This is a genomic window from Streptomyces aculeolatus, assembly GCF_020400605.1.
In the GTDB taxonomy this organism is placed as follows: Bacteria; Actinomycetota; Actinomycetes; order Streptomycetales; family Streptomycetaceae; genus Streptomyces; species Streptomyces aculeolatus.
The window spans coordinates 189202-212802 of record NZ_JAINRD010000003.1; the positions used below are offsets into that span (position 1 = coordinate 189202).

Sequence of the window (23601 nt, forward strand, 5' to 3'; positions counted from 1 at the left end):
CCCTCAGTGCAGGCCGTCTCTCCGGGCAGGTCCCGCGCGCAGGACGGGTCCGGCATACGCACGGAACTGCCGGTCACCCGGCAGGCGCCGGCGCGCGCCCGGGCCTACGTCCGCGCCATGATCACCGAGCGGGCGCTCGCGACCTCCTCGCTCGGCCCGCCCGCCGAGCAGCTGGCCGACGACGCCGCGCTGCTCACCGGCGAGCTGGTCACGAACGCGCTGATCCACGCCGGCACCCCGATGGAGCTGGCCTGCCGGGTGGAGACCGACCCGGCGGCGGACGACGCCCTGACCGGCGCCGTGGTCGAGGTGTACGACCGGCAGCCGACGGCCACCGTGCCGTGCGCCCCGGACGGCACGGGCAGCGGGCGCGGGCTGGGACTCCAGATCGTGTCGACCCTCTCCGACGCGTGGGGGGTCACCTACCGGCACACGGAGAAGGCCGTGTGGTGCCGCCTCACCCTGCCCCCGCCGGGCGAGACGAAGGTGCCGGTAGGCCCGCTGAGCCCGGTGCTCTACCAGCAGCTCCAGGCCACGGAGGTGGCCCACCCCCTCGCCCGTACCGAGTACCGCGGCCAGGCCGGCGTGGGCGGCCACGGCGGCACGTTCCTCGCCGAGGCCAGCGAGCTGCTGGCCGGGCAGCTCGACGAGAAGATGGTCGCCGCCCTGGCCACCCAGCTCATGGTGCCCCGGCTCGCCGACTGGTGCGCCGTCTGGCTGCTCGCGGAGGACGGCGGGATGCGGCTCACCAGCGTCTGGCACGCGGACGAGCAGCTCATCGGCCCGCTCCGCGGCGACCTCGAAGCCGAGGCCCCGCCGCCGAAGCTGTGGACCGCGGGCACCCCCTGGCCGTGGCCGCAGAGCGCCGGCACCGACGACGGCGGCTCGGCACTGGCGTTCTCCCTGGTCTCCGGCGGGACGTACCAGGGCACGCTGCTGATCGGGCAGGCCGGCCCGCCCGAGATCACCGACTCCGTGGCCCACATCGTCGAGGACGTCTCCCGCCAGGTCGCCCAGGCCCTCGTCACCGCCCGCCAGTACACCCGCCAGACGAGCATCAGCAGGGCCCTCCAGCGCCGGCAGCTCCCGGCCACGCTGGGCCGGCTGCCCGGCATGGAGTCGGCGATCGTCTACGAGCCCCACGCCAGCGGGCAGACCGTCGGGGGCGACTTCTACGACCTCTTCCCCACCGGTGACGGCCGGTGGTGCTTCCTCCTGGGAGACGTACAGGGCAAGGACGTCGAGGCGATGTCGGTGACCGGCCTGACCCGCCACCTGGTGCGGCTGCTCGCCCGCGAGGGCCACGGCGTCGAGTCCGTGCTGCGCTGGCTGAACGCGATGATGGCGGAGGACGCCGCGGAGGCGGTGAGCGCCAGAGGAGAGGGGGCGCGGCCCCGCTTCCTCAGCATGGTCTACGGGGAGCTGACGCCCGACCCGAGCGCGGGCGGCGCCCAGTGCCGCCTCGCCAGTGCCGGCCACCCCCTGCCGCTGCGGATGACCGCGGACGGGGAGGTGGGCTCCGTGGTCCGCTCCCAACTGCTCCTCGGCATCGACGAGGACGCCGAGTTCAGCGCCGACACCTTCCGGATCGCGCCCGGCGAGACGCTGCTGTGCGTCACCGACGGGGTCACCGAGCGCCGCGACGGCCAGCGCCTCCTCGACGACGGGGACGGGCTGGCCGGCATCCTGCGCACCTGCGCGGGCATGGGCGCGATGGCGGTGGCCGAACGGGTCCGCCAGGCGACGCACGACTTCAGCCCCGAGCCGGTCGAGGACGACCTCGCGATGGTGGTGCTGCACGCGGAGGCACCGGCGCGCTGACCCCGGCGGGGGTGCGGGCGCACCGGCGAACACGCGCCACCTGCCGGCTCCCGCGCCGGTGAGCGCCGGCTGCGGCCGTACGGGGCCGGGGAGCCGCGGTTACGCCTCCCGCGGCGGCCCGCCGGCCGTGGCGAGGACGGCGGCGAGCAGTGCCGCGTCCTCCTCCTCGGGCACCGTCCGCAGATCGAGCAGCAGCCGGTCGCCGTGTACGCGGCCGACGACGGCCGGGTCGCCGGCGCGCAGCGGCCCGGCGAGGGCGGCGGGCAGCGCGACGGCGGCGCTCGGCAGGGTGACGCCGGGTGCTCCCCCGCCGCCGACCCGGGCGTCGCTGGGCACCGCCTCGGCGGCGACGCCCCGTTCGGCGAGCCCGGCCGCCAGCGTCTCGGCGCGGGCGGCGAGTTCGGCCTCGCCGGCCGCGAGGGCCCGGGCCACCGGGGGGCGGGGGCCGAGGAGGGTGGCCTCCAGGGCGGCGAGGGTCAGTTTGTCGACACGCAGCGCGCGGGCCAGCGGATGGGTGCGGAGCCGTTCGACAAGGTCGCGCCGGCCGAGCAGCAGGCCCGCCTGGGGGCCGCCGAGCAGCTTGTCCGCGCTGGCCGTGACCAGGTCGGCGCCCTGGTCGAGGGAGGTCGCGGCGTCGGGCTCGTCCGGCAGCGCGGGGTAGGGCCGCAGCAGCCCGGAGCCGATGTCGTGGACCACGGGAACGCCCAGCGTGGCGAGCCTGGCGACCGGAACGGCGGAGACGAAGCCGGTGGTCAGGAAGTTGGAGGGGTGGACCTTGAGGACGAAGCCGGTGTCGGGGCCGGCGGCGCGCGCGTAGTCGTCGAGGTGGGTGCGGTTGGTGGTGCCGACCTCGACCAGCCGGGCGCCGGTGCTCTCCAGCAGCTCGGGGAGGCGGAACCCGTCGCCGATCTCGACCAGTTCGCCCCGGCTGATGAGGATCGCCCGCCCGCCGGCGAGGGCGGTGGCGGCCAGCACCAGTGCGGCGGCGTTGTTGTTGACCAGATGCACGGCCTCCGCGTTCGGGACGGCCTCGGCCAGGGCGGCCGACGCGCCCCTGCCGCGCCGCGCGCGGCGCCCGTCGCGCAGGTCGAACTCGACGTCCGTGGGTCCTGACGCGGCCCGCAGCGCCTCGGCGGCGGCCGCGGAGAGCGGGGCGCGGCCCAGGTTGGTGTGCACGACGACGCCGGTGGCGTTCACCACCGGGCGCAGCGAGGTGGCGTTGCGCGGCAGGGCGGCGACGGCCGCGTCCGCCGCCTCCTCGGGGGCCAGCGCTCCGGCCCGTACCCGCTGCTGGGCCTCCGTGACCGCGCGGCGGACCAGGGTGGGCCCCAGCCGCCGTACGGCGTCGGCGAGCCGGGGGTCGGCGAGCAGGGCGTCGGTGCGCGGAACGCGGCGTCTGGCGTCCGTCAACGCCTGCCTCCCCGGTGGCGTCGGAGCAGCCGGGGGCCGGCCGCATCGGCGTGGGCGGCCGTGGGGCACCAGGCGCCCACCCGCCTCGGGCAGGGAGTCTACGTCCCGGGCGGCGCCCCGAACCCCCTGTCCGGGCACGGCGGTCCGGGGGTAGCGTCCGGCGGATGACCGTGCGACTGACCCAGTACGCGGGCGGCGGTGGCTGCGCCTGCAAGATTCCTCCCGGCGAACTCGACGACCTGGTCTCCTCCCTGAACCGGACGAGCAGCAGCCCGCAGGATCCGGCCGCGGAGTTGCTCGTGGGCCTCGAAGGCGGCGGGGACGACGCCGCCGTGGTCCGGCTCGACGGCGAGCGGGCCGTCGTCACCACGGCCGACTTCTTCACGCCGGTGGTGGACGACGCCTACGACTGGGGGCGGATCGCGGCGGCCAACGCGCTCTCCGACGTCTACGCGATGGGCGGCACCCCGTGGGCGGCGATCAACCTCCTCGCCTGGCCCAGGGAGACGCTGCCGATGGAACTGGCCGCCGAGGTGCTGCGGGGTGGCCGGGACGTGGCGCACGCGGCGGGCTGCCAGGTCTCCGGCGGCCACAGCGTGACCGACCCGGAGCCCAAGTACGGGATGTCGGTGGTGGGGATGGTCCACCCCGAGCGGATGCTGCGGCTGGACGCGGCCGAGCCGGGGCGGGCACTGACACTCACGAAGCCGCTGGGCAGCGGGGTGCTCAACGCCCGGCACAAGGCGACGGGCGAGGTCTTTCCCGAGGCGGTCGCGGTGATGGCCGCGCTGAACCGGGACGCCTCGGTCGCGGCGGTCGCCGCGGGCATCCGGGCGGGAACGGACGTCACGGGCTTCGGCCTGCTGGGCCACGCGTACAAGCTGGCGCGCGCCTCCGGTGTGACGCTGGCGATCGACGCGGCGGCCGTTCCGTTCCTGGCGGCCGCCGGGCCGGCGGCGGCCGGCGGCTTCATCAGCGGCGGCACCCGGCGGAATCTGGCGTGGGTGGAGCCCTGGGTGGAGTTCGGTTCGCTCCCCGAGGTGGACCGGCTGCTGCTGGCCGACGCGCAGACCTCGGGAGGGCTGCTGCTGGCCGGCGAGGTGGCGGGGCACCCGGTGATCGGCGAGGTGCTGCCGCCCGGCGAGGCGCCGGTGGTGGTACGCGGGTGAACGGTGCGGCCCCGGAGCCCGGTTCGTGCGGCGGGGAAAGGAGTCGGCTTGTATGTACACCGTCATTCTACCCGGGTAGAGTGAGCCGCCGTCCAGCGCAACAGGTTCGAGACACCGTCCCCAGGGTTCTCAGGAGGACCACGTGGCGTCATCCACTGCCGTCGAGCACCGCGCGTTGGACGGTATCGCGTACCGTCTCGCCGCCGACCTCGACCTGACACGGCCCGCGACCTCCGTGGTCGAGGTGATCGCGGACGGCCGCCTGTACGAGCTGACCGCCGGCCCGGCCGACCTGGCCGAGTCGGTGGCCGCGTCCCTGGGGGTCACCGCGTTCGACAACGAACTCTCCTTCCAGGGGGGCACGTTGCGGACCGCCACCACCAGCGAGTACGACGCGCAGTCGCAGCAGGTGGAGAACCCGGTGCTGGTGGTCTGGCGGGGCCGGCGGTTCAGCCTGGTCACCCGGCTCTACCGGGCCGCGCTCAGCGACGTGCTGCTGCTCCTGCGCACCCTCGGCATCGCCGAGCACTCCGACGGCATCACGCTCACCCCGGACGCCGCCGCCGGCACCCGCCTGGCCCGGCCGGCCACGGTGCTCAAGGAGGTGCCGACCCTCGGACTGGTCGAGATGAGCCGCCCCACCCGCGAGCACACCGTTCAACTCCCGCCCTGGAAGGGTGCGTCGGTGTCCTCGGGAGAGCTGTTCCGCGACTCGCTCTCCGACGGGCGCCCCTTCTTCGTACTCTCCGGCGAGGAGGTGTGGGCGACCATCGTGCCGCTGGCCGACACCGCCGCCGAGCACGTTCCCACGCTGGTCGGGGCGCTCGACCTGCGGGCCGTGGGGTGACGTCCCTGATCGCCGCCACGGCGACGGGCGTGGCGCTGCTGGCCCTGCTCGCGGGCGGCGCCGCACACCTGAGCCGGCCCGCCGCCCTCCCGGACGCGCTGACCGCGCACCGGCTGCTGCCGCGGCGCGCCGTGCTGCCGGCCGCGCGGGCGGTGACGGCCGCCGAGTGCCTGCTCGCCGTCGCCTGCGCCGCCGCGCTGCTCGCCGGCCACCGCGCCGGGCTCGCCGCCGTACTCGGCGCCGCGGCGCTCGTGTTCGCCTGCTACGCCCTCTACACCGGGTACGCGTTGGCGGCCGGGCGCGGCGGCCCCTGCGGCTGCTCGCGCTCGGACGTCCCCCTCAGCTCCTGGGTCGCCGGCCGGGCCTGGGCGTTCGCCGGGCTGGCCGCCGTCGGCGCCGCGCTGGCGGCGGGGCGCATCGATCCGCCGGGCGGCCCGGCCGAGTGGACCACGGCGGCGCTGGCCGCCGTGACCCTGGCGGCCCTGCTCTGGGTGCTGCCGGCCGCCATGGCCCGGCCCGTCCCGCCGGCACGCGCACCGGCCGGCCCCGTACCCGCCGTCGAGGGAGGCCGCTGACCGTGGACTTCACCACCAGCGCCCTGATCCTGTCCTGGGTCGCCATCGCCCTGCTCGCCCTCGTGGTGTCCGGGCTGGTGCGGCAGGTCCACCAGCTCTCACGGGGCCACGTGGTCCGCTCCCCCGGGCGGTTGGGCGTCGCCCCGGGCAGCGCCGCGCCGCACGCGGACGAGCTGCTGGCCGGGGACGGCGAGACGCTGCTGCTCTTCCTCAGCGCCGAATGCCGCACCTGCGCCGACGTGCTGGCGGCGGCCGGCCGCCTCGACGGGCCGCCCGCGGTGCGCGCCGTCTACGCCGGCGACGCGCCTGCCGCCCCGGCGGCCGGCGTGCCGGTCACCGGGAACCGGCCCGACCTCTTCACCGCGTACGACGCGATCGCGACCCCGTTCGCCGTGCTCGTCGGCCCCGACGGGCGCGTCGTGCGCAGCGAACCGCTCGGCTCCGCCGACGCGTTGGGCGACCTGGTCGCCGCAGCCCCCCACCACACGAGTCAGCCGAGGAGCGCGTGATGACCACCCTCGACGAGGTCCCCCAGCTGCGCCGCGCCGGCGCGGCCGACCGTCCCGCCCGCCGCCGGAGCACCTCCTCGCTGCCGAGCCTGGCGCCCCGCCGGCGCACCGTGCTCCAGTCGGCGACGGTCGTCGGCTTCGCCGCCCTCGGCGTCTTCGGGGCGGCCAGGGAGGCGTACGCCGACGGCTACGACATCTGGGAAGGCGCGTGCCCCTCCTACGCCTCGGAGCACGACTGCTCCCCGGGCTGCGGCCCGAGCACCGTGCACGCCGCCGCATGCGAGACGAGCGGCCCGAACGAGGGCTTCCACCGCAACGACGGGGTGACCTGGACCCTGCGGCCCAACCAGTGCTACTCCGGCTCCTACGACGGGTGGCTGTGGGCGTTCAGCGGCGCGTGCGGCGCCTGCGGCTGCGGCATCGAACGGCGCTGCCACGACGGCTACTTCAACTCCGGCTCCGGCTGGGTGCGCTCCATCTGCCGCTGGACCACCGACTGCGGCTGCGAGGGCGCCGTCGCGTGGCCGACGCTGCGGGACGGCTCGCGCGGCCCGGACGTGGCCACGGCCCAGCACCTGCTCGGCTTCCGCGAGTTCCCCACCGAGCCGGACGGGATCTTCGGGCCGAACACCGAGACCGCGGTCACCGGCTTCCAGGAGGCCCAGGGCCTGCAGCAGACCGGCACGGTCAACGCGACCACCTGGACCCACCTGGTGGCCACCGTCCGGCAGGGCGACTCCGGGGCCGCCGTCAGCGCGGCTCAGCGGCAACTCGTCAAGCACGGCTACCCGTTGACGGTGGACGGCAAGTTCGGCGCGCTCACGGCGGACGCGACCCGGGAGTTCCAGGGGGGCGCGGGACTGACCGCGGACGGAATCGTCGGCCAGCAGACCTGGCGCGCCCTCGTCGGCGGGGCGTGAGCCGGTGCACGTCGGCACGGGGCCGGCCAGGCCGGCGTGGCGGGGCCGGCTGACCGACCCGGCGGTGCCGATGCTCGTGCTCAGCTGCGGCGCGGTGGCGGCCGCCTGGTACGGCCCCCTGCTCACCTGGGCGGTCCTCGGCGGCCTGGCCGGCTACTCGCTCTCCGGCTCCGTTTGAACGCGTAACAGCGCGCACGCGCTTGCCTCGCCAGGTTGGCGGGCCGTTCACCGACAGACCACCGTGCTCGGGGTCTTCTCCACCGGGCTGCTGCTCGGCGCCCTGCTGTCGGCCACCGTGCTGTGGCTCGCCTCCGGGCTGGCCGCACCTCTCCCGGCGGACTGGCGCGCGGGGGCGACGGCCGCCCTCGGGCTGCTCGCCGTCGCGCGCGACGGCGGGGTGCTGCGCCTGCGGCTGCCGCAGAACGCCCGGCAGGTCCCGCAGGACGTGCTGCAACGCCATCTGGCGCGCGGCGCGCTCCAGTTCGGGTTCGAGATGGGCACCGGGGTGCGGACCTACGTGTCGGCGAGCCTGCCGTACGCCCTCGCGCTGGGAGTGCTGCTGGCCAACGACGCGGGCGTGGCGCTGCTGGCCGGCGTCGGCTTCGCGCTGGGCCGCGCGGCCACCCCGGTCCTCCGGTTCGCCTCCGGCACGGGCGAGGAGTGGGACGACCGGCTCCTGACCCGCCTGACCCTGCTCAAACCCGGCGCGGCGACGGTCGCGACGGCGGCCTGGGCGGTGCTGGCACTGCGGGGGTAGGCACCGTCCGGCGGAGCGGCACGGTCCGCGTCGGGCGGCGGTGGAAACGCGGTCGGCGCCGTCCGGTCAGGCGGCGTTCGCGGCCGGGCCGGACGGCGCCCGGGCGCGGGCCTTCGCGGACCGCGGCTCCCCGGGGAGTCCCGCCGGATCGCGGTGGAGGGCGTCGGCGACATGCGACAGGCGCTGTTCGGTGGCGATGCTGCGGGCCCGCAGGTGGGCGAGCGCGGCGTGGGTGGTGCAGCCGTGCCGGGCGCTGAGGATGCCGACGGCCTGGTGGATGCGCCGCCAGCTGTGCGCCGCGGCCGTGCGGCGGCGGGTGTCGTGACCCCACTGGAGGATGGCCGTGGGGCCCGGGCTCACGTCGTAGACGGCCCACGAGCCGCTGTCGCCCGGCCGCTGGACGCGGCGCGCGCCGCCGAAGTCGAAGCGCCGGGGCCCGGCGTAGTACAGGGTGAGCACGCCCGGGATGTGCCGGCCGATGCGGACGGGCAGGGCGAGCAGCGCACCGACTCCGGGCAGGCGGCCTGCCAGCCGGCCACCGGGCGAGGCGGCGGGCGGGCGGTGCAGGTCGCCGGCGGCGACCGGGCGACGCTCCGCGGCGGCGGTGCAGGTCGGACCTTCGCCGAGGAGGAACTGGGCCTCCTCCCCCGCCAGCGCGAAGTCGGTGGATGCGTAGAGCAGTTGCCACTGGTCGGCGTGCGGTACCAGCGAGAGCGCGACGCCCTGCGCCCCGGTCCGCCCCGCGATGTCCTCCGCGAGGGAGCGCGGTGGGAGGGCCCGGGTGCCCCGCTCCACGACGTCGGCCAGCAGCAGGGGGATCGGCAGCGGGCTGTCCTCGGTCGGCAGCGGATTGCCCTCCATGGTTCGCATCCTCTCTCAAGGGCTCGTGGTGCTCGTGGCTGCTGGTACCCCCCGCGGATGGCGGCATGCACGCCGGACATCCGTCCGGCAGCGGCGCGGTGGGCCGGGCGGGTTTCGCCCACGGTCACGGTGCGCGTTCACGGCGGCGTCGACCCGGGTGGTTCCCGCGTCGATACGGGCAGCTCAAGGCCGCAGACGCGGGATTCGGAGCCCCGCCGCGGTGACGTTGGGTGCGTGCCGCGGAGGAAGCTGGGTAACGGGTCGATAACGCCAGCCTCGCGAGGGGGAGCCTTCACCGGAAGGACGCACCATGCCCAACGGGACAGCGATCATCATCCTCGGCCTCGGCCTCGCCGGCGTCGTGGCACTGGCCTTCGCACCCACCGTGCTGGTCAGCAGCCGCGCGCTGCGCCGCCGGTTCGGACCGGAGTTCCAGCTCGTCCTCGACCACCACGGCGGAGAGGTGAAGGCGGCGCGCAAGGAGCTGAGCAAGCGGCTGTACCAGTACGGCGACCTGCCCGTTCAACCGCTGTCCGCGGGGGCCCGCGAGCAGTACCTGCGCGAGTGGGCCGAGATCCACCTGCGGTGGCTCAACGCCCCCGCCGAAGCCGTGGTGCAGGCCGAGGGACTCCTCTTCCGGCTGGCGGCCGACCGGGGCTTTCCCGGCGGCGACGCGAAGCAGCTCGGCGACGCGCTGTCCGTGCGCCACCCGCGGCAGGTCGCCGGCTTCCGCCGACTGCACGAGGTGGCCCAGCGCGTACGCTCGGGCGACGAGAAGACGGTCGGCTTCCAAGGGGTCCTGTCCGGCAGCCAGGAGCTGTTCGAGCAACTGGCGGAGGACCGGCCGCGCGGCCGGGGGCGCGGCCGCGGCCCCGGCTCGCGTACGCGCTTCGGCATGACCGGCCGGCCGCGGCAGCGCCCCCGCTCCGCGCAGGACGGCACCGCGCTGCGCGAACCCCGCTGAGCGGCCCCTCGGGCGTCACTTCGCCTGCGGGACGATGCGGTACGTCGCCCCCGCCCTCGTCGGCAGCGTGAGAGTGTCGCCGTCGGTGGCGAAGCCGGCGGGCCTGCCGTTGGCGCGGTAGACCCGGACCTTTCCGCGGAACACCCCGTGCCGCAGCACCGCGTCACCGCCCTCGGCCGAGGTGAGCCGGATCTCCACGGGCTTGCCCGAGCGCCACGTCGCACCCACGGTGAACGCACCGCGGGCCTTCAGCCCGTCCACGCTCCCGTCCGCCCAGGCGCCCGGCAGGGCGGGCAGGACGTCGATCGTGCCGAGGTGGCTCTGCAGGAGCATTTCGGCGACCCCGGCGGTGGCGCCGAAGTTGCCGTCGATCTGGTACGGGGGGTGCGTGTCCCAGAGGTTGGGGAGCGTGCTGGTCCGGAGCTGCTGGGTGAGCAGCCTGTGCGCGCGGTCGCCGTCGAGGAGCCGCGCCCAGAAGTTGATCTTCCATGCCTTGCTCCATCCCGTGCCGTCGTCCCCGCGGGCGTTCAGCGAGACCTCGGCGGCTTCGGCGAGCGCCGGCGTGGTGGTCGGCGAGATCTGCCGGCCGGGGTGGACGGAGAACAGGTGCGAGACGTGCCGGTGCTTCTCGTCCGGGTCGTCCCTGTCGGCCTTCCACTCCTGCAACTGCCCCCACGATCCGACCCGCAGCCCCGGGTCCAGCTTGTCCAGGACGGCGCTCGCCCGCTTGGCGAAGGCCTTGTCTCCGGTCTCGGCGGCGGCTTCCGCAGTGTCCGTGAAGAGGTGCCACAGGATCTGCTGGGACATCGACGCGCCGGCGGTCGCCGGACCGATCTCCGGGGAGCGGCTGGGGGTGGCGACCAGGGTGCCGTCGGACGGGTCGGTGCGCAGGTTCCCGATCCAGAACTGCGCCGCCTCCTTCATCACCGGGTAGGCGACCTCGTCGAGGTAGTCCTCGTCGAGGGTGAAGCGGTAGTGGTCGTAGAGCTGGTCCGCGAGCCAGGCGCCGGACTCGGGGAAGAAGTACGCCGGGTGGTCCCAGGCGCCGGTGTGCCCGTAGATGTTGGAGGCGTGGTGGGCGACCCACCCCCGCCCGACCCCGAACATCTGCTTGGCCGTCACCCGTCCCGGCTCCCGCAGACCGTCGACGTAGGCGGACAGCGGCTCGACGGTCTCGGCCAGATTGGCGGTGTCGGCCGGCCAGTAGTTCATCTGCAGGTTGATGTTGAGGTGGTAGTCCGCCTGCCAGGGCGGGGCCTCCATGTCGTTCCACACCCCCTGGAGGTTCGCCGGCAGCGAGCCGGGGCGGGAGGAGGCGGCCAGCAGATAGCGGCCGTACCGGAAGAACAGCTCCTCCAGCGCGCGGTCGGCCGCCTTCGGCCCTTCGCCGTAGCGGCTCAGCAACTCGTCGGTCGGCACGTCGGGCATCTCGCCGCCGAGGTCGAGCGCGACACGGTCGAACAGCGCGGCGTGGTCGGCCTCGTGGTCGCGCAGCAGGGCGCCGTAGCCCTTGGCCGCCGCACCGTCGGCCAGCGCGGTCACCCTGGCGTGCGGGTCCTCGCCCCGGTAGTCGGGGTAGTCGGCGGTGTAGTCGGTCCCGGCCGCCAGCACGAGGGTCACCGCGTCGGCATCCCGTACGCTCACCGTGCCGTCCGCCCCGTCGCTGCGGGTGCCGCCGTCGTTGAGCACCTGGAGCTGGGCCTCGTACGCCAGGCCGTTGCCGTCGAGCGCGCCGCTGACGGTGATCCGCCCGTCGTCCGCCCCGGCCGTGCCGGTCCGGTTGGGCGGGACGCCGATCCGGGAGGTGAGGTCCACCTGGCCGGGCCGGTCGGCGCTGATGCGGGCGACGATGACGCCGTCGGGCGCGGTGGCGAAGTACTCGCGGGTGAACCGCACGTCGCCCGCCCGGTAGGAGACCCCGGCGACACCCCGGCCGATGTCCAGCTCCCGGCGGTATCCGGTCACCGGCGCCGCCTGACCGGGGAAGTCGAGCCGCACGTCGCCGAAGCTCTGGTAGGCGCCGAAGCGGCGGTGCCGGGGCGAGTCGGACGCGTGGCCGAGCTTGTCCCGCACGTACTCCGGGGACACCTCGCCCTCGTCCCGGATCCGCTGCCGGACCTCCTCCAGCGCGCCAGGCCGGGGCTCGTCCCAGTTGCCGAAGTTGTAGTCGGGCACGCCCGGCCCGCCGGTCCACAGCGTCTTCTCGTTGAACTGGAGGCGTTCGGCCGCGACGCCGCCGAACACCGCCGCACCCATCGCACCGTTGCCGATCGGCAGCGACCGCTGCTCCCAGCCGTCGTGGGTGTCCGGGGCGGGCTCGTCGTACCAGAGGACGGAACCGGGGTCGGATCCCGCGGCCGCGCTGTGCGCGGCCGGGACTCCGGATGACGGTGAGGTGTCGACTGCGGCTGAGGGGATGGAGAGTGCCGCGCACAGCGCAAGCATGCTCAGCCCGGTCATGGTGCGTCTGCCCATCTGACTGCTCCCCACACCGGGATACATCGGAGGTGTTTCCGGGAGTGTAGCCAGCAAGTGGGCGATGGAATAGGCCTGATGCGGATGAGATCGGATGTCTGTGGTGCCGCGTGCCGCCCGTACGCCGACGCGGTCGGCGGCGCCCGGCGGATCAGCGCAGCGCGTGCAGCCGCCGGGCCAGCTCCACGGCGCGCGCCGCCCGTGCCCGCGGGGTGGCGAACGAGGTGAGGTCCGCGTACGGGTGGAAGCGGCGCACGGTGACCGACGCGGGCGCGGCGAACGCGCGCAGCCCCTCGGCGCCGTGGATCCGCCCGTACCCGGACAGGCCGCTGCCGCCGAAGGGCAGCGCGGGGACGGCGGCGTAGCCGAGGACCGAGCCGACCGAGACCGCGCCGGCCCGCAGCCCGGCGGCCACCGCCAGGCCCTCGCGGCGGGTGCGGGTGAAGACGGCGGCGCCGAGTGCGTACGGGGAGTCGTTGGCGCGCTGGACGGCCTCGTCCAGGTCGGCCACGGCGTTGACCGCGACGACCGGCCCGAAGGTCTCCTCGCACATGGCGGGCGAGTCCTCCGGCACGTCGACGAGCACGACGGGGCGGACGTAGGGAGGCTGGGCGGATCCGGGGCCGCCCAGCAGCGCGCGGGCCCCCGCGGTCACGGCCTCCTTGACGTGGTACTCGACCGTGCCGAGCTGCGAGGGAAGCGTCATGGCGCCGTAGTCGGCGGCTTCCCCGCGGCCGGAGGCGCCCGGTTCGAGCCGGCGGGCGCGGCGGATGAGGAGCTGTACGAGCCGCTCGTGCACGTCCTTGACCGCGTACACCCGCTCCACGCCGGCGCAGGTCTGCCCGGCGTTGGCCATGGCGCCCCACACGATCGCCTCCGCGGCCCGTTCCAGCGCGGCCCGGCCGAGCCCGGGTCCCACGATCGCCGCGTCCTTGCCGCCGCCCTCGACGAGGACGGGCGTGAGGGTCTCGGCGCACACCGCGGCGACCCTGCGGGCGGTGTCGGGCGAGCCGGTGAAGGCGACCTTGTCCACTCCGGCGCGGGCCAGCGACTCACCGGTCCGCGCCAGTCCGGTGACGGTGCGGAGCAGGCCCGCGTGGGCGGGGACGGCGGCGTCGAAGACGCGGGAGAGGCGGACGGCGACGCCGGGCGCGAGTTCGGAGGGTTTGACGACGACGCCGTTGCCCGCGGCGAGGGCGTAGCCGATGGAGCCCATGGGGGTGTACAGGGGGTAGTTCCACGGGCCGATGACGCCGATCACACCCAGCGGGCGGTGGCCGACGACCGCCCGCTCGTGTACGGCGAGGGCGCCGGAGGGCACGCGGCGGCGGCGCAGGACGCGGTGGGCGTTGCGCGCCGCCCAGTCGAGGTGGTGGAGGGTGAGGATCACCTCGGTGCGGGCGTCGTGCACCGGCTTGCCCGTCTCCGCGGCGATGGCGCCGGCCAGCGCGTCGGTCTCGCGGGCGAGGGCGCGCTTGAAGGCGAGCAGCGCGGCACGGCGCCCGCCCGGCCCGGCCCGCCGCCAGCCGGCGGCTGCTTCGCGGGCACCGGCGACGGCGGCGCGTACCTCGGCTTCCGTGGCCACGGGGTACTCGGCGACCTGCTCGCCGGTCGACGGCGAGAGGCAGGCGAAGGAGCTGGTCATCGGGGTCCCTCCGGGTGCTGGGGCAGGTCGGCCGGGCGTGGGTCACACCGGTTCTGACTCTTCCTCCGGTACGTCCCGGGCCCCGGGGGACGCGTCCGGCTCCGCGGCCGCCGGGCCGCCGCCGCGCCGGGCCGTCCACACCGTCGCCGCCGCGAGCAGGGCCCCGGCCAGGAGCAGGGCGAGCGGGATCACGTTCTCGGCCAGCGACAGCAACCGGGCCGCGTCCGCGGCGTCCTGGACGCGCTCGTCCACCGACTCGGGGGTCGACTCCAGGCGGTAGCCCAGTACGTCGAAGAGCGGCGTCGCGCCCGCGGGACCTGCGATGTTCGCGGTGACCTTCTGGGCCTTGGCGGTGTGGAGCGGCACGCCGGTGGCGGTGTCGACGGTGAACGTGGTGTCGACCTCGGCGGTGTACGTCACCGGCACCGGGTCGGCGAGCCCGGGGAGCGCCCCTGCCACCTCCTCCCGGCCGGCGGCGGGCAGCCCGGCGGCGAGCAACTGCACCGCGGCCTTCGGCAGCGCCCCGGGCAGGGCTTCCAGCGTCGCCGGATCGGCGACCGGCCCGGAGTGGTGGAACTCGTAGACGTACGTCTCGCGGCCCCCGGTGGACGAAGTCCCGCGGTACTTCGCGGGCGCGGCGTCCCGGGTCGTGGCGTCCCAGAACGGATAGTCGGTCTTCTCGGGCGACAGGGGGAAGCCCACGGCGAGTCCCTCGTGCGCCTCCGCGCCGCTGCCGTCGGGGGGTTGCTTCGCGTCCAGGTCCTTGCGGTCGACGGCGTACACGTGGTGGGTGTCGCGGATCTTCTTCCCGTCCGGGTCGCGCATGGCGAGGTCCTCGGACGCCACCGCCGTCCCGCCGTCGGTGTCGATGACCTGGACCCGCTGGGAGGCGGTGACGGGCAGGTCCTGGATGAAGAGGTTCTCGGAGTCGCCGCTTTCGAGGGCGGCCGTGTCGAGCAGCGAGGCGGTGCCGGCGTAGCGGGCGGTGGCGTCGAGGTCGGACGGGACCTGCGCGATCACCGGGACGACGGCGAACCGCAGGACGGCCGCGGCGGCGACGAGGGTCGCCGCGCCGGCGCCGAGGGCGATGGTGCTCTTCTTTCTTCGCATGGGCGCACTCCTGTGTGCGGACGGGGGTGGGGCCGGCGGACCGCGATATGGGCGGAGCCGGCGGCGGGGTTCGGCACGCGGGTGCCTCACATGCTCTGGGCGCCTGTCCTGATGGCGTCGCGGATGCGGGTGTAGGTGCCGCAGCGGCAGATGTTGCGGATGCCGTCGAGGTCGTCGTCGGTGATCTCCCGGCCCTCGGCGGCCACGCGGCGTACCAGGGCGACGGCGGCCATGATCTGGCCGGGCTGGCAGTAGCCGCACTGGACGACGTCGTGGTCCAGCCACGCCTGCTGCATGGGGTGCAGGTCTGCGTCGACGGTGTCCGCGAGGCCCTCGATGGTGGTGACCTCGTCCGTCGCCTCCAGGTCGCCGACCGGAATGGCGCAGGGGTTGGCGGCCTTGCCGTTGAGGTGGCTGGTGCACGCCTTGCAGACGTTGATCCCGCAGCCGTACTTCGGTCCGGTGACGCCGAGGACGTCACGCAGCACCCACAGCAGACGCTCGTCGTCGGCTGCGTCGACGGTGACTTGCTCGCCGTTGAGGCGGAAGGTGTGTTCGGGCACGGAAAGGCTCCCAGCAGGTCAGCGGACGTGGTCCAGGCCGTCGGTCGGGGACGCGGGAACGGGCGGCACGGTCGGCTTGGGGGTGAAGGAGAGCGTGCCGTGGTTGACCGGGAAGCTGGTGGGCATCGTCCCGGTCGCGCGGCCGTACGCACAGGCGACCGCGGCCATCGACGCGGCGACCCCCAACTCCCCCGCCCCGCCCGGCTCGTCCGAGGTGTCCGGCATCACGATCACCTGCAACTCAGGCGGAGTGTTCCACTGCCGGGTGTAGAAGTAGTTGTCCCAACTCGCTTCGAGGAAATGCCCGTCCCGCAGGTGGAGACTCGACGTCAAGGCCTGGGCGATCCCGTCCATGAGACAGCCCATCATCTGCGCTTCCAGACCACGCGGATTGACCGCGAGACCGGCGTCCACGGCGAGGACCGCCTTGGTCACCCGCGGCCCGGTGACGCCGTCGCGGATGGGGCGGTCCACGGTCCCGGGCCGGCAGTCGATCTCCACCAATACGGCGTTGACCGCGTGGTATTCGGTGTGCAGGGCGATGCCCTGCGCGGTGCCCTCCGGCATCGTCCGGCCCCAGTCGCCGGCTTCGGCGACCTTCTCCAGTGCGGCCCGTGCACGCTCGTCGCGCAGGAACTCGCGGCGGAAGCCGTACGGGTCCTTGCCCATCTTCGCGGCGAGGCGGTCGACGACCAGTTCCCTGGCGCACACGACGTCGGGCGAGTAGACGTTGCGCATGCTGCCGGTGTTGAAGCCCTTGTCGGTCTCGTTGAGCAGCCGGCTGTGAGGGCCGAAGTCGTAGGGCATCGACTGGCTGAGGTGGAAGAACGTCTGCGAGAAACCGATGTCGCCCACCGGCAGCCGCGCGGCCATCGCGGTGAACAGCTCGCCGAGGCCGTGGCCGAGGTCGGTGGCGACGGAGGTGTGCCGCTGCTGGTAGCCGAGCACGGTGCCGCCGAGGTAGGCGGCGCGTACCCGCGAGGTGGCCATGGGGTGCGTACGCCCCTGGCGGGAGTCGTCGGCCCGGTGCCACATGAGCTTCACGGGCTTGCCGATCCGCTGGGAGATCTCGGCGGCCTCCAGGGCGGCGTCGAAGAACAGCTTGCGGCCGAAGGAACCGCCGCCCTCGGTGACGTGCACGGTGACCCTGCTCGGCGGGAGCCCCAGCCGGGCGGCGATGGCCTGCTTGGCGACGATCGGCGACTTGAGCGCCGACCAGACCTCGGCGCGGTCGGGGCGTACGTCGGCGATGGCGCAGTTGGGCTCCAGCGCGCTGTTGCTGCGGAAGTGAAAGGTGAACGTGGCGTCCACCGACGGGGTCACCGGGGGGAGCCCCATCGGCAGCTCGGCCCTGCGCAGCTCCTCGCGTACGGTGTCGTCCGACTTCCCCACCGCGGTGCCGGGTTTCCACGACACCCGCAGGGCGCGTACGGCGTCGATGCACTGGCCGAAGGTCTGCGCGCGCACCGCCACGCCGGTGGAGACCACCGCGACGTCGGTGACGCCGGGCATGGCGCGGACCTCGTCGAGGTTGGCCACCGCGCCGGGCTTCCCGTTGATGGTCGGCGGACGGCACACCATGGTCGGCCTGGCGTCCGGGACGTCGAGGTCCATCGCGAACTTCTTGCGTCCGGTCACGGCGTCCAGCGCGTCGATACGGCTGTGGGGCCGGCCGATCACGGTGAACTGCCCTGCGTCCTTCAGCTCGACGGCCACCCGCTGCGGCTCGACGGCGGCGGCCTTCCCGGCGAGGGCGCCGATGCCGACGCTCCCGCCCGCGGAGTCGGTGACGACCCCGGCCTTCAGGGTGAGGTCGCCGGCCGCCGCGCCGAGTTCGGCCGCCGCCGCCCGCAGCAGCCGGGCGCGGGCGACGGCGGCGGCGACCCGGATCGGGGTGTACGTCGAGATGGTGGTGTTGGACGCGCCGGTGAGCTGGTTGAACACCAGCTCCGGCCGGGCGTCGGCCAGCGTGACCCGTACCCGGCCGACCGGCACGTCCAGCTCCTCGGCGATCAGCATGGCCGTCGAGGTGGTGATGCCCTGCCCGACCTCGGCCCGCGGCAGCGCGAACGACACGGTGCCGTCCGGGTGGACCTCGACCTTGATCAGGCCGGCGGTCGGCAGGGCCGCCGCGGTCATCACGTCGTTGAGGTCGATCAGCTCGGTGATCTCCCCGGACGGGATCTCCGCGGCCCCGGCGGCCCGCGCCGGGACGAGTTCTGCGGCCGTCACCAGGGTCGGCGCGGCCAGCACGTAGCCGAGGAAGCGGCGCCGCCCCGGGGCGGGTCGTCCGGACGCGAGCGGCGGCGGGTCGGGATTCGTCATCGGTGTCCTCTACGGCTCCGGTTCAGGACGGGCGGTTCGCGTCGGGGATCTCGATGTGGATGCCCCGGCCCTCGGACAGGAAGAGCAGCACGACCTTGCGGATGACCTCCTCGATCGTCCAGGCCGCCTCGGGCACCAGCGGCAACGGGATCAGGCCCTCCCGGAAGGCCACCAGCAGCGGCCAGACGGCCTCGATGGTCGGCTTCCAGAAGGGCTCCCGGGACAGCCCGATCCAGTCGCCGATCCGGTCCCCCAGGGTGTACCGGGAGAAGGCCGAGATCAGCGGACGGGTCAGGCCGGCGTCCAGCTCCGCGACGATGTCCAGGAGGATCTCGCAGAGCTTGACGCCTTCCTCGGTGGGGCCGAGGACGGGGTCCAGGAGCTGTTCGGACTGGGCGTTGGCCGCGGCCCAGGTGGCGGGGATGTACTCGTCCCGGACGCCGAGCATGTGCGCGGTCACCTGCCACACGTGCAGGTACGCCTCGGAATCGGCGGGGCTGATCCGGACCTTCCACTCGAGCATCTTGCGCATGACGAACGTGGCCAGGCTGTGCCAGGTGACCAGCACGTCCGCCTGGCTGATCGGGATGGTCTGGCCGCCGCTGGTGTCCTTCCAGTCCGGGGACTGCGGCAGCAGGTTCCGCACGGCCGCGTGCACCATGCGGGTCTTCACGGCGGTCACGATCATCTCGCCCCGGGGCTGGAAGGCGTCCAGGTCCCCGACGTCGTAGCCGAGCTTCGCGGTCTTGGCGATGCGGTCCTTCATGTCGGCGCCGCCCTTGGAGTAGTACACGGCGCGCGACTCCCGGGGGATGGCGGTGCTCATCAGGCCGCTGCCGAGCCCGTACAGGGCACCGACGTAGATCCCCTTGGTCTTGTTGAACTGGGCGGCGGTGTCGAGCTTGCCCGTGTCCGCCCAGGCCGGCAGCCTGCGCGCGTCCTCCATGAACTGCCGCAGGTCCCGGGGCAGTCCGTCGGGGAGCGGCTGGTCGTTGCGGGTCCACGTGCGCAGCAGCTCGTTGACGCGGGGCACCTCGCCGCGGGCGAGGACGGCGCCGAGAACCTCGTCGGCCTCGTCGTCCCACACCCACTCCGGGTCGCTGCCCGCCCCCGAGCCGGCCACCGAACCTCCCGGCGCCCAGGTCCACGCGGTCTTGGCGTGGGCGGGCGCCGCCGCGCCGAGTACCCCGAGTGCTCCCAGCGCTCCGCCGGCGAGCAGCATCTTGCGCCTGCTGAGTTCGTCCATGCTCGCAACTCCTCCTCGGGTCTTACGGATGGGATCGTGCGCTCACGTCGGACGGTTGGCGTCCGGGATCTCGATGTGGATCTCCTCACCCTTGGTGAGGTAGAAGAGGATGTACTGGCGCGCCACCTCGTCGATCGTCCAGGCGATCTCCGGCACCAGCGGCAGGTCGATCACGCCTTCGCGGAACTTCACCAGCAGCGGCCAGACGGTTTCGAGGGTGTTCTGCCAGAACGGCTCGCGGCGGATGCCGTTCCAGTCGGCGACCTGGTCGCCCACGAGGTACCGCGCGAAGGCGTTGACCAGCGGCCGGGTGATGTGGGTGCCCAGGCTGGTCTGCTCGGCGAGCTGGCGCAGCAGGATGTCGGTCAGCTCCACGCCTTCGCGCGTGGGCCCGAGGACGGGGTCGAGGAGCTGGTCGGACTGGGCGTTGGCCGCGGCCCAGGTGGCGGGGATGTACTCGTCCCGGACGCCGAGCATGTGCACCGTCACCTGCCACACGTGCAGATACGCCTCGGACTCGGCCGGGGTCATCGGCACTTCCCACTCGAGCATCTTGCGCATGGTGTAGGTGGCCAGGCTGTGCCAGGTGACGAGCATGTCCCCCAGGCTGATCGGGATCCGCTGGCCGCCGCTGGTGTCGCTCCAGCCCTCGGAGCCGGGCAGCAGGTTCCGCACGGCCGCGTGCACCATGCGGGTCTTCACCGCCTCCACGGCGCAGATGCCCTCCGGGCGGTACGCGTCCAGGGCACCGACGGCGAAGCCCAGCTTGCTGGTCTTGGCGACCCGGTCCTCCATGTCCGCGCCGCCCTTGGAGTAGTACACGGCGCGTGCCTCGCGGGGGATGGCGGTGCTGAGCATGCCGCCCCCGAGGCCGTTGAGGATGTTGTGGTAGATGCTCCTCCGCTTGCTGAACCCGGCGGCGGTCTCCAGCTTGTCCCGGTCCGCCCAGGAGGGCAGCCGGCGCGCCTTCTCCATGAAGTCCCGTACGTCCGCGGGCAGCGCGTCCGGCACCGGCTGGTCGTTGCGGGTCCAGGTCCGCAGCGCCGCGTTGACCCTGGGCACGTCGCCCCGCCTGAGCACCTCGCCCAGGAGGTAGTCGGCTTCGTCGTCCCACGCCTCGTGCGGGTCCGTGCCCGTCCCGTGGCCCGCCACCGAGCCGCCGGCCGCCCATGTCCAGGCGGACCTCGCGTGTGCCGGCACCGCCGCGCCGAGCACACCGAATGCTCCGAGCGCTCCGCCGGCGAGCAGCATCTTGCGCCTGCTGAGTTCGTCCATGCCCGCAACTCCTCCTTGAGCCACCGGAAGCCTGGTCGGTATCCTGATGTTCAGATACGGTGATACAGATCATGTAGCTGCGTATCATCGAGGGAAGCGCAAGCCGGGTCGGAGCACAAGCCTTAGGACCCAACTTCTTCGCCACCGCCGATAATGAGCGGAGAACCGGGCTCCCCCGTCCCGGCCCGGTCCGCACCCGTGTCCCGAGAAAGGCGACCGTGGAACCTGCATTTGCCTTCCTGGCCGCGCCCCAGGACTCCGATTCGGTGCTGGAGCGCGCGTTCGCCGAGGCCGCAGAACAGGCCGACGAGAGCGACGAGACGACCACGCGCGTGCTCGACGCCGCGTTCGAGCAGTTGTGCCGCATGGGCATCCGGCGATCCACGATGGAGGACGTGGCCCGCCGGGCGGGCGTCTCGCGGATCACGGTCTACCGGCGCTTCGCCTCCAAGGAGGCGCTGGTCCAGCAGGTCGTGCAGCGCGAGTTCCGGCGGTACTTCGACCAGTTCATCATCGACGTCCAGGACGCCGAGACCGTCGCCGACCGCGTGGTGCTCGGCTTCGGGAGCTCGCTGCGGGCGATCCGCAGCAACCCCCTCATCGGCGGCCTGATGGAGGCGGAGCCGGAGGCCGTGGTGCCGTCCATGACCGGCGACGGGGGGCGGACTCTCGCCGTGGTGCAGCAGTTCGTGGCGGGCAGGCTGCGCAGGGAGCAGCAGGCGGGCAACGTCGCCGACGATGTGGACGTCGGCGTCGTCGCCGAGATGATGGTCCGGGTGTCGGCGTCCTTCCTGGTCATCCCCAGCCATGTCATCGACCTCGACGACGAGGAGCAGGTACGTGCGGTGGCCCGGCAGTTCCTCGTCCCGATGCTGGACGCCACCGGCGGGGCCCGGCGCTGACCCCCGCCGGCGGCGCTCAGGACCGCCGCGCACCGCTCACTCGTAGCGTTCGCCCTTCTCCGCCCGGGCCACGAGCGAGGCGGGCGGCTCGAACCGTTCCCCGTACCGTTCGGCCAGTTCCCCGGCCCGGTCGGTGAAGCCGGCCGGGCCGCCCCGGTAGCCGTTGATGTACTGCAGTACGCCGCCGGTCCACGCGGGGAAGCCGATGCCCAGGATCGAGCCGACGTTCGCGTCGGCCACCGACCGCAGGACGCCTTCGTCGAGGCAGCGGACCGCGTCGAGCGCCTCCGCGAAGAGCATCCGCTCCTTCATGTCCGTCAGCGGGATCTCGCGCCCCGCCACGGTGAAGTGCTCGGACAGGCCCGGCCACAGCCCCGTGCGCCGGCCGTCCTCGTAGGCGTAGAACCCGGCGCCCGAGGAGCGTCCGGCGCGGCCGAACTCGTCGATCATCCGGTCCACGACCGCCTCGGACCCGTGCGGGCGCCACTGCCCGCCCTCGGCCAGCACCGCGGCCCTGGTCTCCTCGCGGATCTTGCGGGGCAGGGTCAGGGTCAGCTCGTCCAGCAGTTGCAGCGGCGGCGCCGGGTAGCCGGCCTGGGCGCCTGCCTGCTCGATCGAGGCGGGGGGCAGGCCCTCGCCGACCATCGCCACCGCCTCGTCGATGAACTTGCCGATCACGCGGCTGGTGAAGAAGCCCCGGCCGTCGCCCACCACGATCGGCGTCTTGCCTATCTGCCGGGCGAAGTCCACGGCCTTCGCCACGGTGCGCTCTTCGGTCTTCTCGCCGGCGATGATCTCCAGCAGCTTCATCTTGTCGACGGGCGAGAAGAAGTGGAGGCCGATGAAGTCCTCCGGGCGCTTGACGCCTTCGGCCAGCCCGGTGATGGGGAGCGTGGAGGTGTTCGAGCCCAGGACCGCGTCCGGCGCCACGACGCTCTCGATCTCGGCGAGGACGCGGTGCTTCAGCTCCGGGTCCTCGAAGACCGCCTCGATCACCAGATCGCAGCCGGCGAGGTCGGCGGTGCCGGCGGTCGGCGTGATCCGTGCGAGGACCTCGTCGGCCTTCTCCCAGGACATCCGGCCGCGCACCACCGTCTTGGCGAGCAGCTTCTCGGAGTACTGCCTGCCCTGCGCGGCGGCTTCGGGGGTGACGTCCTTCAGGACGACGTCGATCCCGCTCCGGGCACAGGCGTAGGCGATGCCCGCGCCCATCATGCCGGCGCCCAGCACGGCGACCTTGCGCGCGAGGTGCGGGGGGTGGCCCTCCGGGCGGTTGCCACCGGAGGCGATGTGCTGCATGTCGTAGAAGAACGCCTGCATCATGTTCTTCGCGACCTGACCGGTCATCAGCTCGACCAGATAGCCGGTCTCGACCTTCTGCCCGCTTTCGAGGTCGACCTGGGCGCTCTCGACGGCCGCGGCGAGGATGCCGCGCGGGGCGGGCATGTGCGCGCCCTTCAGCTGCCGGCGCAGGTTCGCCGGGTACGCCGGGAGGCTCGCCGCCAGCTTCGGGTGGGAGGGGGCGCCGCCGGGGATCCGGTAGCCCTCGGCGTCCCAGGGCTGTACGGATCCGGGGTTGGCCAGGACCCATGCACGGGCGGCGGTCAGCAACTCCTCCGGCGACCGGGCCAGTTCGTGCACCAGGTGCTTGGCCAGCGCCTCGGCGGGGCGGTACTGCTGCCCCTGGAGCAGGACGTCGCCCAGCGCGCGCTCCAGGCCCAGGAGGCGGACGGTCCGGCTGACGCCGCCGCAGCCGGGCAGCAGTCCCAGGGTCACCTCCGGCAGGCCGATGCGGCTGTCCGGCGCGTCCAGCGCGATGCGGCGGTGGCAGGCCAGCGCGATCTCGTAACCGCCGCCGAGCGCCGACCCGTTGAGGGCCGCGGCGACCGGCCTGCCGAGGGTTTCGAGGCGCCGCAGCTGCGACTTCAGGGTCGTGCAGAGGTCGCTCAGCCTTGCGGCGTCCTCCGGCCTCGCCCTGCTCATGAAGCCGACGTCGCCGCCGGCGAAGAAGCTCTTCTTGGCCGAGGTGAGCACCACGCCGGCGATGCTCTCGCGCTCGGCCTCCAGCCGGTCGACGGCGGCGCCCATCGAGTCGACGTAGGCCTGGTTCATCGTGTTGACGTCCTGGCCGGGGTCGTCCATCGTCAGGATGACGATCCCGTCGGGATCCTGCTCCCACCTGATCATGCTCTTCTCCGGCATCGGCACGGCGTTCCTTCCGGGTGTG

General features: G+C 74.0%; 20 protein-coding genes. 10 read left to right on the forward strand and 10 right to left on the reverse strand.

Annotated elements, in window-relative coordinates:
* Nucleotides 1-6 precede the first annotated feature (6 nt).
* A complete protein-coding gene (locus LG396_RS07330; RefSeq protein ID WP_225794115.1) occupies nucleotides 7-1821 on the forward strand; it encodes a SpoIIE family protein phosphatase in 1815 nt (604 codons plus the stop codon).
* A 99-nt stretch (nucleotides 1822-1920) separates the two neighbouring features.
* Here LG396_RS07330 and selA read toward each other — a convergent pair whose 3' ends face one another.
* A complete protein-coding gene (gene selA, locus LG396_RS07335; protein ID WP_225794116.1) occupies nucleotides 1921-3231 on the reverse strand; it encodes an L-seryl-tRNA(Sec) selenium transferase in 1311 nt (436 codons plus the stop codon).
* A gap of 164 nt (nucleotides 3232-3395) precedes the next feature.
* On the opposite strand from selA, the gene selD reads away from it, so the two are divergent.
* The 7 genes from selD (at nucleotide 3396) to LG396_RS07370 (ending at nucleotide 8008) form a co-directional block, all read left to right on the forward strand.
* Complete coding sequence (selD, locus tag LG396_RS07340) at nucleotides 3396-4400, forward strand: selenide, water dikinase SelD (protein ID WP_225794117.1); 1005 nt, start codon at nucleotides 3396-3398, stop codon at nucleotides 4398-4400.
* A gap of 142 nt (nucleotides 4401-4542) precedes the next feature.
* Nucleotides 4543-5247: a hypothetical protein gene (locus LG396_RS07345; RefSeq protein WP_225794118.1), complete on the forward strand. Its 705-nt coding sequence runs from the start codon at nucleotides 4543-4545 to the stop codon at nucleotides 5245-5247.
* The gene (locus LG396_RS07350) at nucleotides 5244-5822 is read left to right on the forward strand and encodes a MauE/DoxX family redox-associated membrane protein (RefSeq protein ID WP_225794119.1); all 579 of its coding nucleotides are present in this window, start codon (nucleotides 5244-5246) and stop codon (nucleotides 5820-5822) included. The genes LG396_RS07345 and LG396_RS07350 overlap by 4 nt, the downstream gene beginning before the upstream one ends.
* 2 nt (nucleotides 5823-5824) lie before the next feature.
* Nucleotides 5825-6331: a hypothetical protein gene (locus tag LG396_RS07355; protein WP_225794120.1), complete on the forward strand. Its 507-nt coding sequence runs from the start codon at nucleotides 5825-5827 to the stop codon at nucleotides 6329-6331.
* Nucleotides 6331-7251 carry a peptidoglycan-binding domain-containing protein gene (locus tag LG396_RS07360; protein WP_225794121.1) on the forward strand — a complete coding sequence of 307 codons (921 nt, stop codon included), beginning with the start codon at nucleotides 6331-6333 and terminating at the stop codon, nucleotides 7249-7251. The genes LG396_RS07355 and LG396_RS07360 overlap by 1 nt, the downstream gene beginning before the upstream one ends.
* A gap of 4 nt (nucleotides 7252-7255) precedes the next feature.
* Complete coding sequence (locus LG396_RS07365; protein ID WP_018840948.1) at nucleotides 7256-7429, forward strand: hypothetical protein; 174 nt, start codon at nucleotides 7256-7258, stop codon at nucleotides 7427-7429.
* 63 nt (nucleotides 7430-7492) lie between these two features.
* On the forward strand, nucleotides 7493-8008 hold the full coding sequence (locus LG396_RS07370; RefSeq protein WP_225794122.1) for a hypothetical protein: 516 nt from the start codon (nucleotides 7493-7495) through the stop codon (nucleotides 8006-8008).
* Nucleotides 8009-8074: 66 nt separating this feature from the next.
* Here LG396_RS07370 and LG396_RS07375 read toward each other — a convergent pair whose 3' ends face one another.
* Nucleotides 8075-8869: a GAF and ANTAR domain-containing protein gene (locus LG396_RS07375; RefSeq protein ID WP_225794123.1), complete on the reverse strand. Its 795-nt coding sequence runs from the start codon at nucleotides 8867-8869 to the stop codon at nucleotides 8075-8077.
* Between the two features lie 310 nt (nucleotides 8870-9179).
* Here LG396_RS07375 and LG396_RS07380 point away from each other — a divergent pair, with 310 nt between their 5' ends.
* On the forward strand, nucleotides 9180-9833 hold the full coding sequence (locus LG396_RS07380; protein ID WP_225794124.1) for a hypothetical protein: 654 nt from the start codon (nucleotides 9180-9182) through the stop codon (nucleotides 9831-9833).
* 15 nt (nucleotides 9834-9848) lie between these two features.
* Here LG396_RS07380 and LG396_RS07385 read toward each other — a convergent pair whose 3' ends face one another.
* The 7 genes from LG396_RS07385 to LG396_RS07415 all read right to left on the reverse strand — a co-directional run bounded on the left by LG396_RS07385 (nucleotide 9849) and on the right by LG396_RS07415 (nucleotide 20472).
* The gene (locus LG396_RS07385; RefSeq protein ID WP_225794125.1) at nucleotides 9849-12308 is read right to left on the reverse strand and encodes a glycoside hydrolase family 95 protein; all 2460 of its coding nucleotides are present in this window, start codon (nucleotides 12306-12308) and stop codon (nucleotides 9849-9851) included.
* 151 nt (nucleotides 12309-12459) lie between these two features.
* Nucleotides 12460-13953, reverse strand: coding sequence for an aldehyde dehydrogenase family protein (locus LG396_RS07390; RefSeq protein ID WP_225794126.1), 1494 nt, complete (start codon nucleotides 13951-13953; stop codon nucleotides 12460-12462).
* 42 nt (nucleotides 13954-13995) lie between these two features.
* Nucleotides 13996-15063 carry a cell envelope lipid trafficking protein PgfA gene (gene pgfA / locus LG396_RS07395; RefSeq protein ID WP_225794127.1) on the reverse strand — a complete coding sequence of 356 codons (1068 nt, stop codon included), beginning with the start codon at nucleotides 15061-15063 and terminating at the stop codon, nucleotides 13996-13998.
* 86 nt (nucleotides 15064-15149) lie between these two features.
* Nucleotides 15150-15626, reverse strand: coding sequence for a (2Fe-2S)-binding protein (locus LG396_RS07400; protein WP_100301456.1), 477 nt, complete (start codon nucleotides 15624-15626; stop codon nucleotides 15150-15152).
* An 18-nt stretch (nucleotides 15627-15644) separates the two neighbouring features.
* Nucleotides 15645-17951, reverse strand: coding sequence for a molybdopterin cofactor-binding domain-containing protein (locus tag LG396_RS07405; protein WP_225794128.1), 2307 nt, complete (start codon nucleotides 17949-17951; stop codon nucleotides 15645-15647).
* Nucleotides 17952-17973: 22 nt separating this feature from the next.
* Nucleotides 17974-19197 (reverse strand): oxygenase MpaB family protein, encoded by a 1224-nt coding sequence (locus LG396_RS07410; protein WP_225794129.1) that lies wholly within the window; start codon nucleotides 19195-19197, stop codon nucleotides 17974-17976.
* 42 nt (nucleotides 19198-19239) lie between these two features.
* The gene (locus LG396_RS07415) at nucleotides 19240-20472 is read right to left on the reverse strand and encodes an oxygenase MpaB family protein (RefSeq protein ID WP_018840450.1); all 1233 of its coding nucleotides are present in this window, start codon (nucleotides 20470-20472) and stop codon (nucleotides 19240-19242) included.
* Between the two features lie 218 nt (nucleotides 20473-20690).
* Between LG396_RS07415 and LG396_RS07420 the strand changes: the two genes are divergently transcribed.
* Entirely contained in the window at nucleotides 20691-21374 is a 684-nt protein-coding gene (locus tag LG396_RS07420; protein ID WP_051642565.1) for a TetR/AcrR family transcriptional regulator, read from the forward strand.
* A gap of 36 nt (nucleotides 21375-21410) precedes the next feature.
* Here the strand turns inward: LG396_RS07420 and LG396_RS07425 are convergent, their stop codons facing one another.
* Complete coding sequence (locus tag LG396_RS07425) at nucleotides 21411-23576, reverse strand: 3-hydroxyacyl-CoA dehydrogenase NAD-binding domain-containing protein (protein ID WP_225794130.1); 2166 nt, start codon at nucleotides 23574-23576, stop codon at nucleotides 21411-21413.
* Nucleotides 23577-23601 lie beyond the last annotated feature (25 nt).

What these genes read in the sequence shown, in the direction of transcription:
- LG396_RS07390 (WP_225794126.1), bottom strand. Translation starts at nt 13,953, where the DNA reads ATGACCAGCTCCTTCGCCTGCCTCTCGCCGTCGACCGGCGAGCAGGTC.
- LG396_RS07425 (WP_225794130.1), bottom strand. Translation starts at nt 23,576, where the DNA reads ATGCCGGAGAAGAGCATGATCAGGTGGGAGCAGGATCCCGACGGGATC.
- LG396_RS07360 (WP_225794121.1), top strand. Translation starts at nt 6,331, where the DNA reads ATGACCACCCTCGACGAGGTCCCCCAGCTGCGCCGCGCCGGCGCGGCC.
- LG396_RS07405 (WP_225794128.1), bottom strand. Translation starts at nt 17,951, where the DNA reads ATGACGAATCCCGACCCGCCGCCGCTCGCGTCCGGACGACCCGCCCCG.
- pgfA (WP_225794127.1), bottom strand. Translation starts at nt 15,063, where the DNA reads ATGCGAAGAAAGAAGAGCACCATCGCCCTCGGCGCCGGCGCGGCGACC.
- LG396_RS07410 (WP_225794129.1), bottom strand. Translation starts at nt 19,197, where the DNA reads ATGGACGAACTCAGCAGGCGCAAGATGCTGCTCGCCGGCGGAGCGCTG.
- selD (WP_225794117.1), top strand. Translation starts at nt 3,396, where the DNA reads ATGACCGTGCGACTGACCCAGTACGCGGGCGGCGGTGGCTGCGCCTGC.
- LG396_RS07385 (WP_225794125.1), bottom strand. Translation starts at nt 12,308, where the DNA reads ATGGGCAGACGCACCATGACCGGGCTGAGCATGCTTGCGCTGTGCGCG.
- LG396_RS07380 (WP_225794124.1), top strand. Translation starts at nt 9,180, where the DNA reads ATGCCCAACGGGACAGCGATCATCATCCTCGGCCTCGGCCTCGCCGGC.
- LG396_RS07375 (WP_225794123.1), bottom strand. Translation starts at nt 8,869, where the DNA reads ATGGAGGGCAATCCGCTGCCGACCGAGGACAGCCCGCTGCCGATCCCC.
- LG396_RS07415 (WP_018840450.1), bottom strand. Translation starts at nt 20,472, where the DNA reads ATGGACGAACTCAGCAGGCGCAAGATGCTGCTCGCCGGCGGAGCGCTC.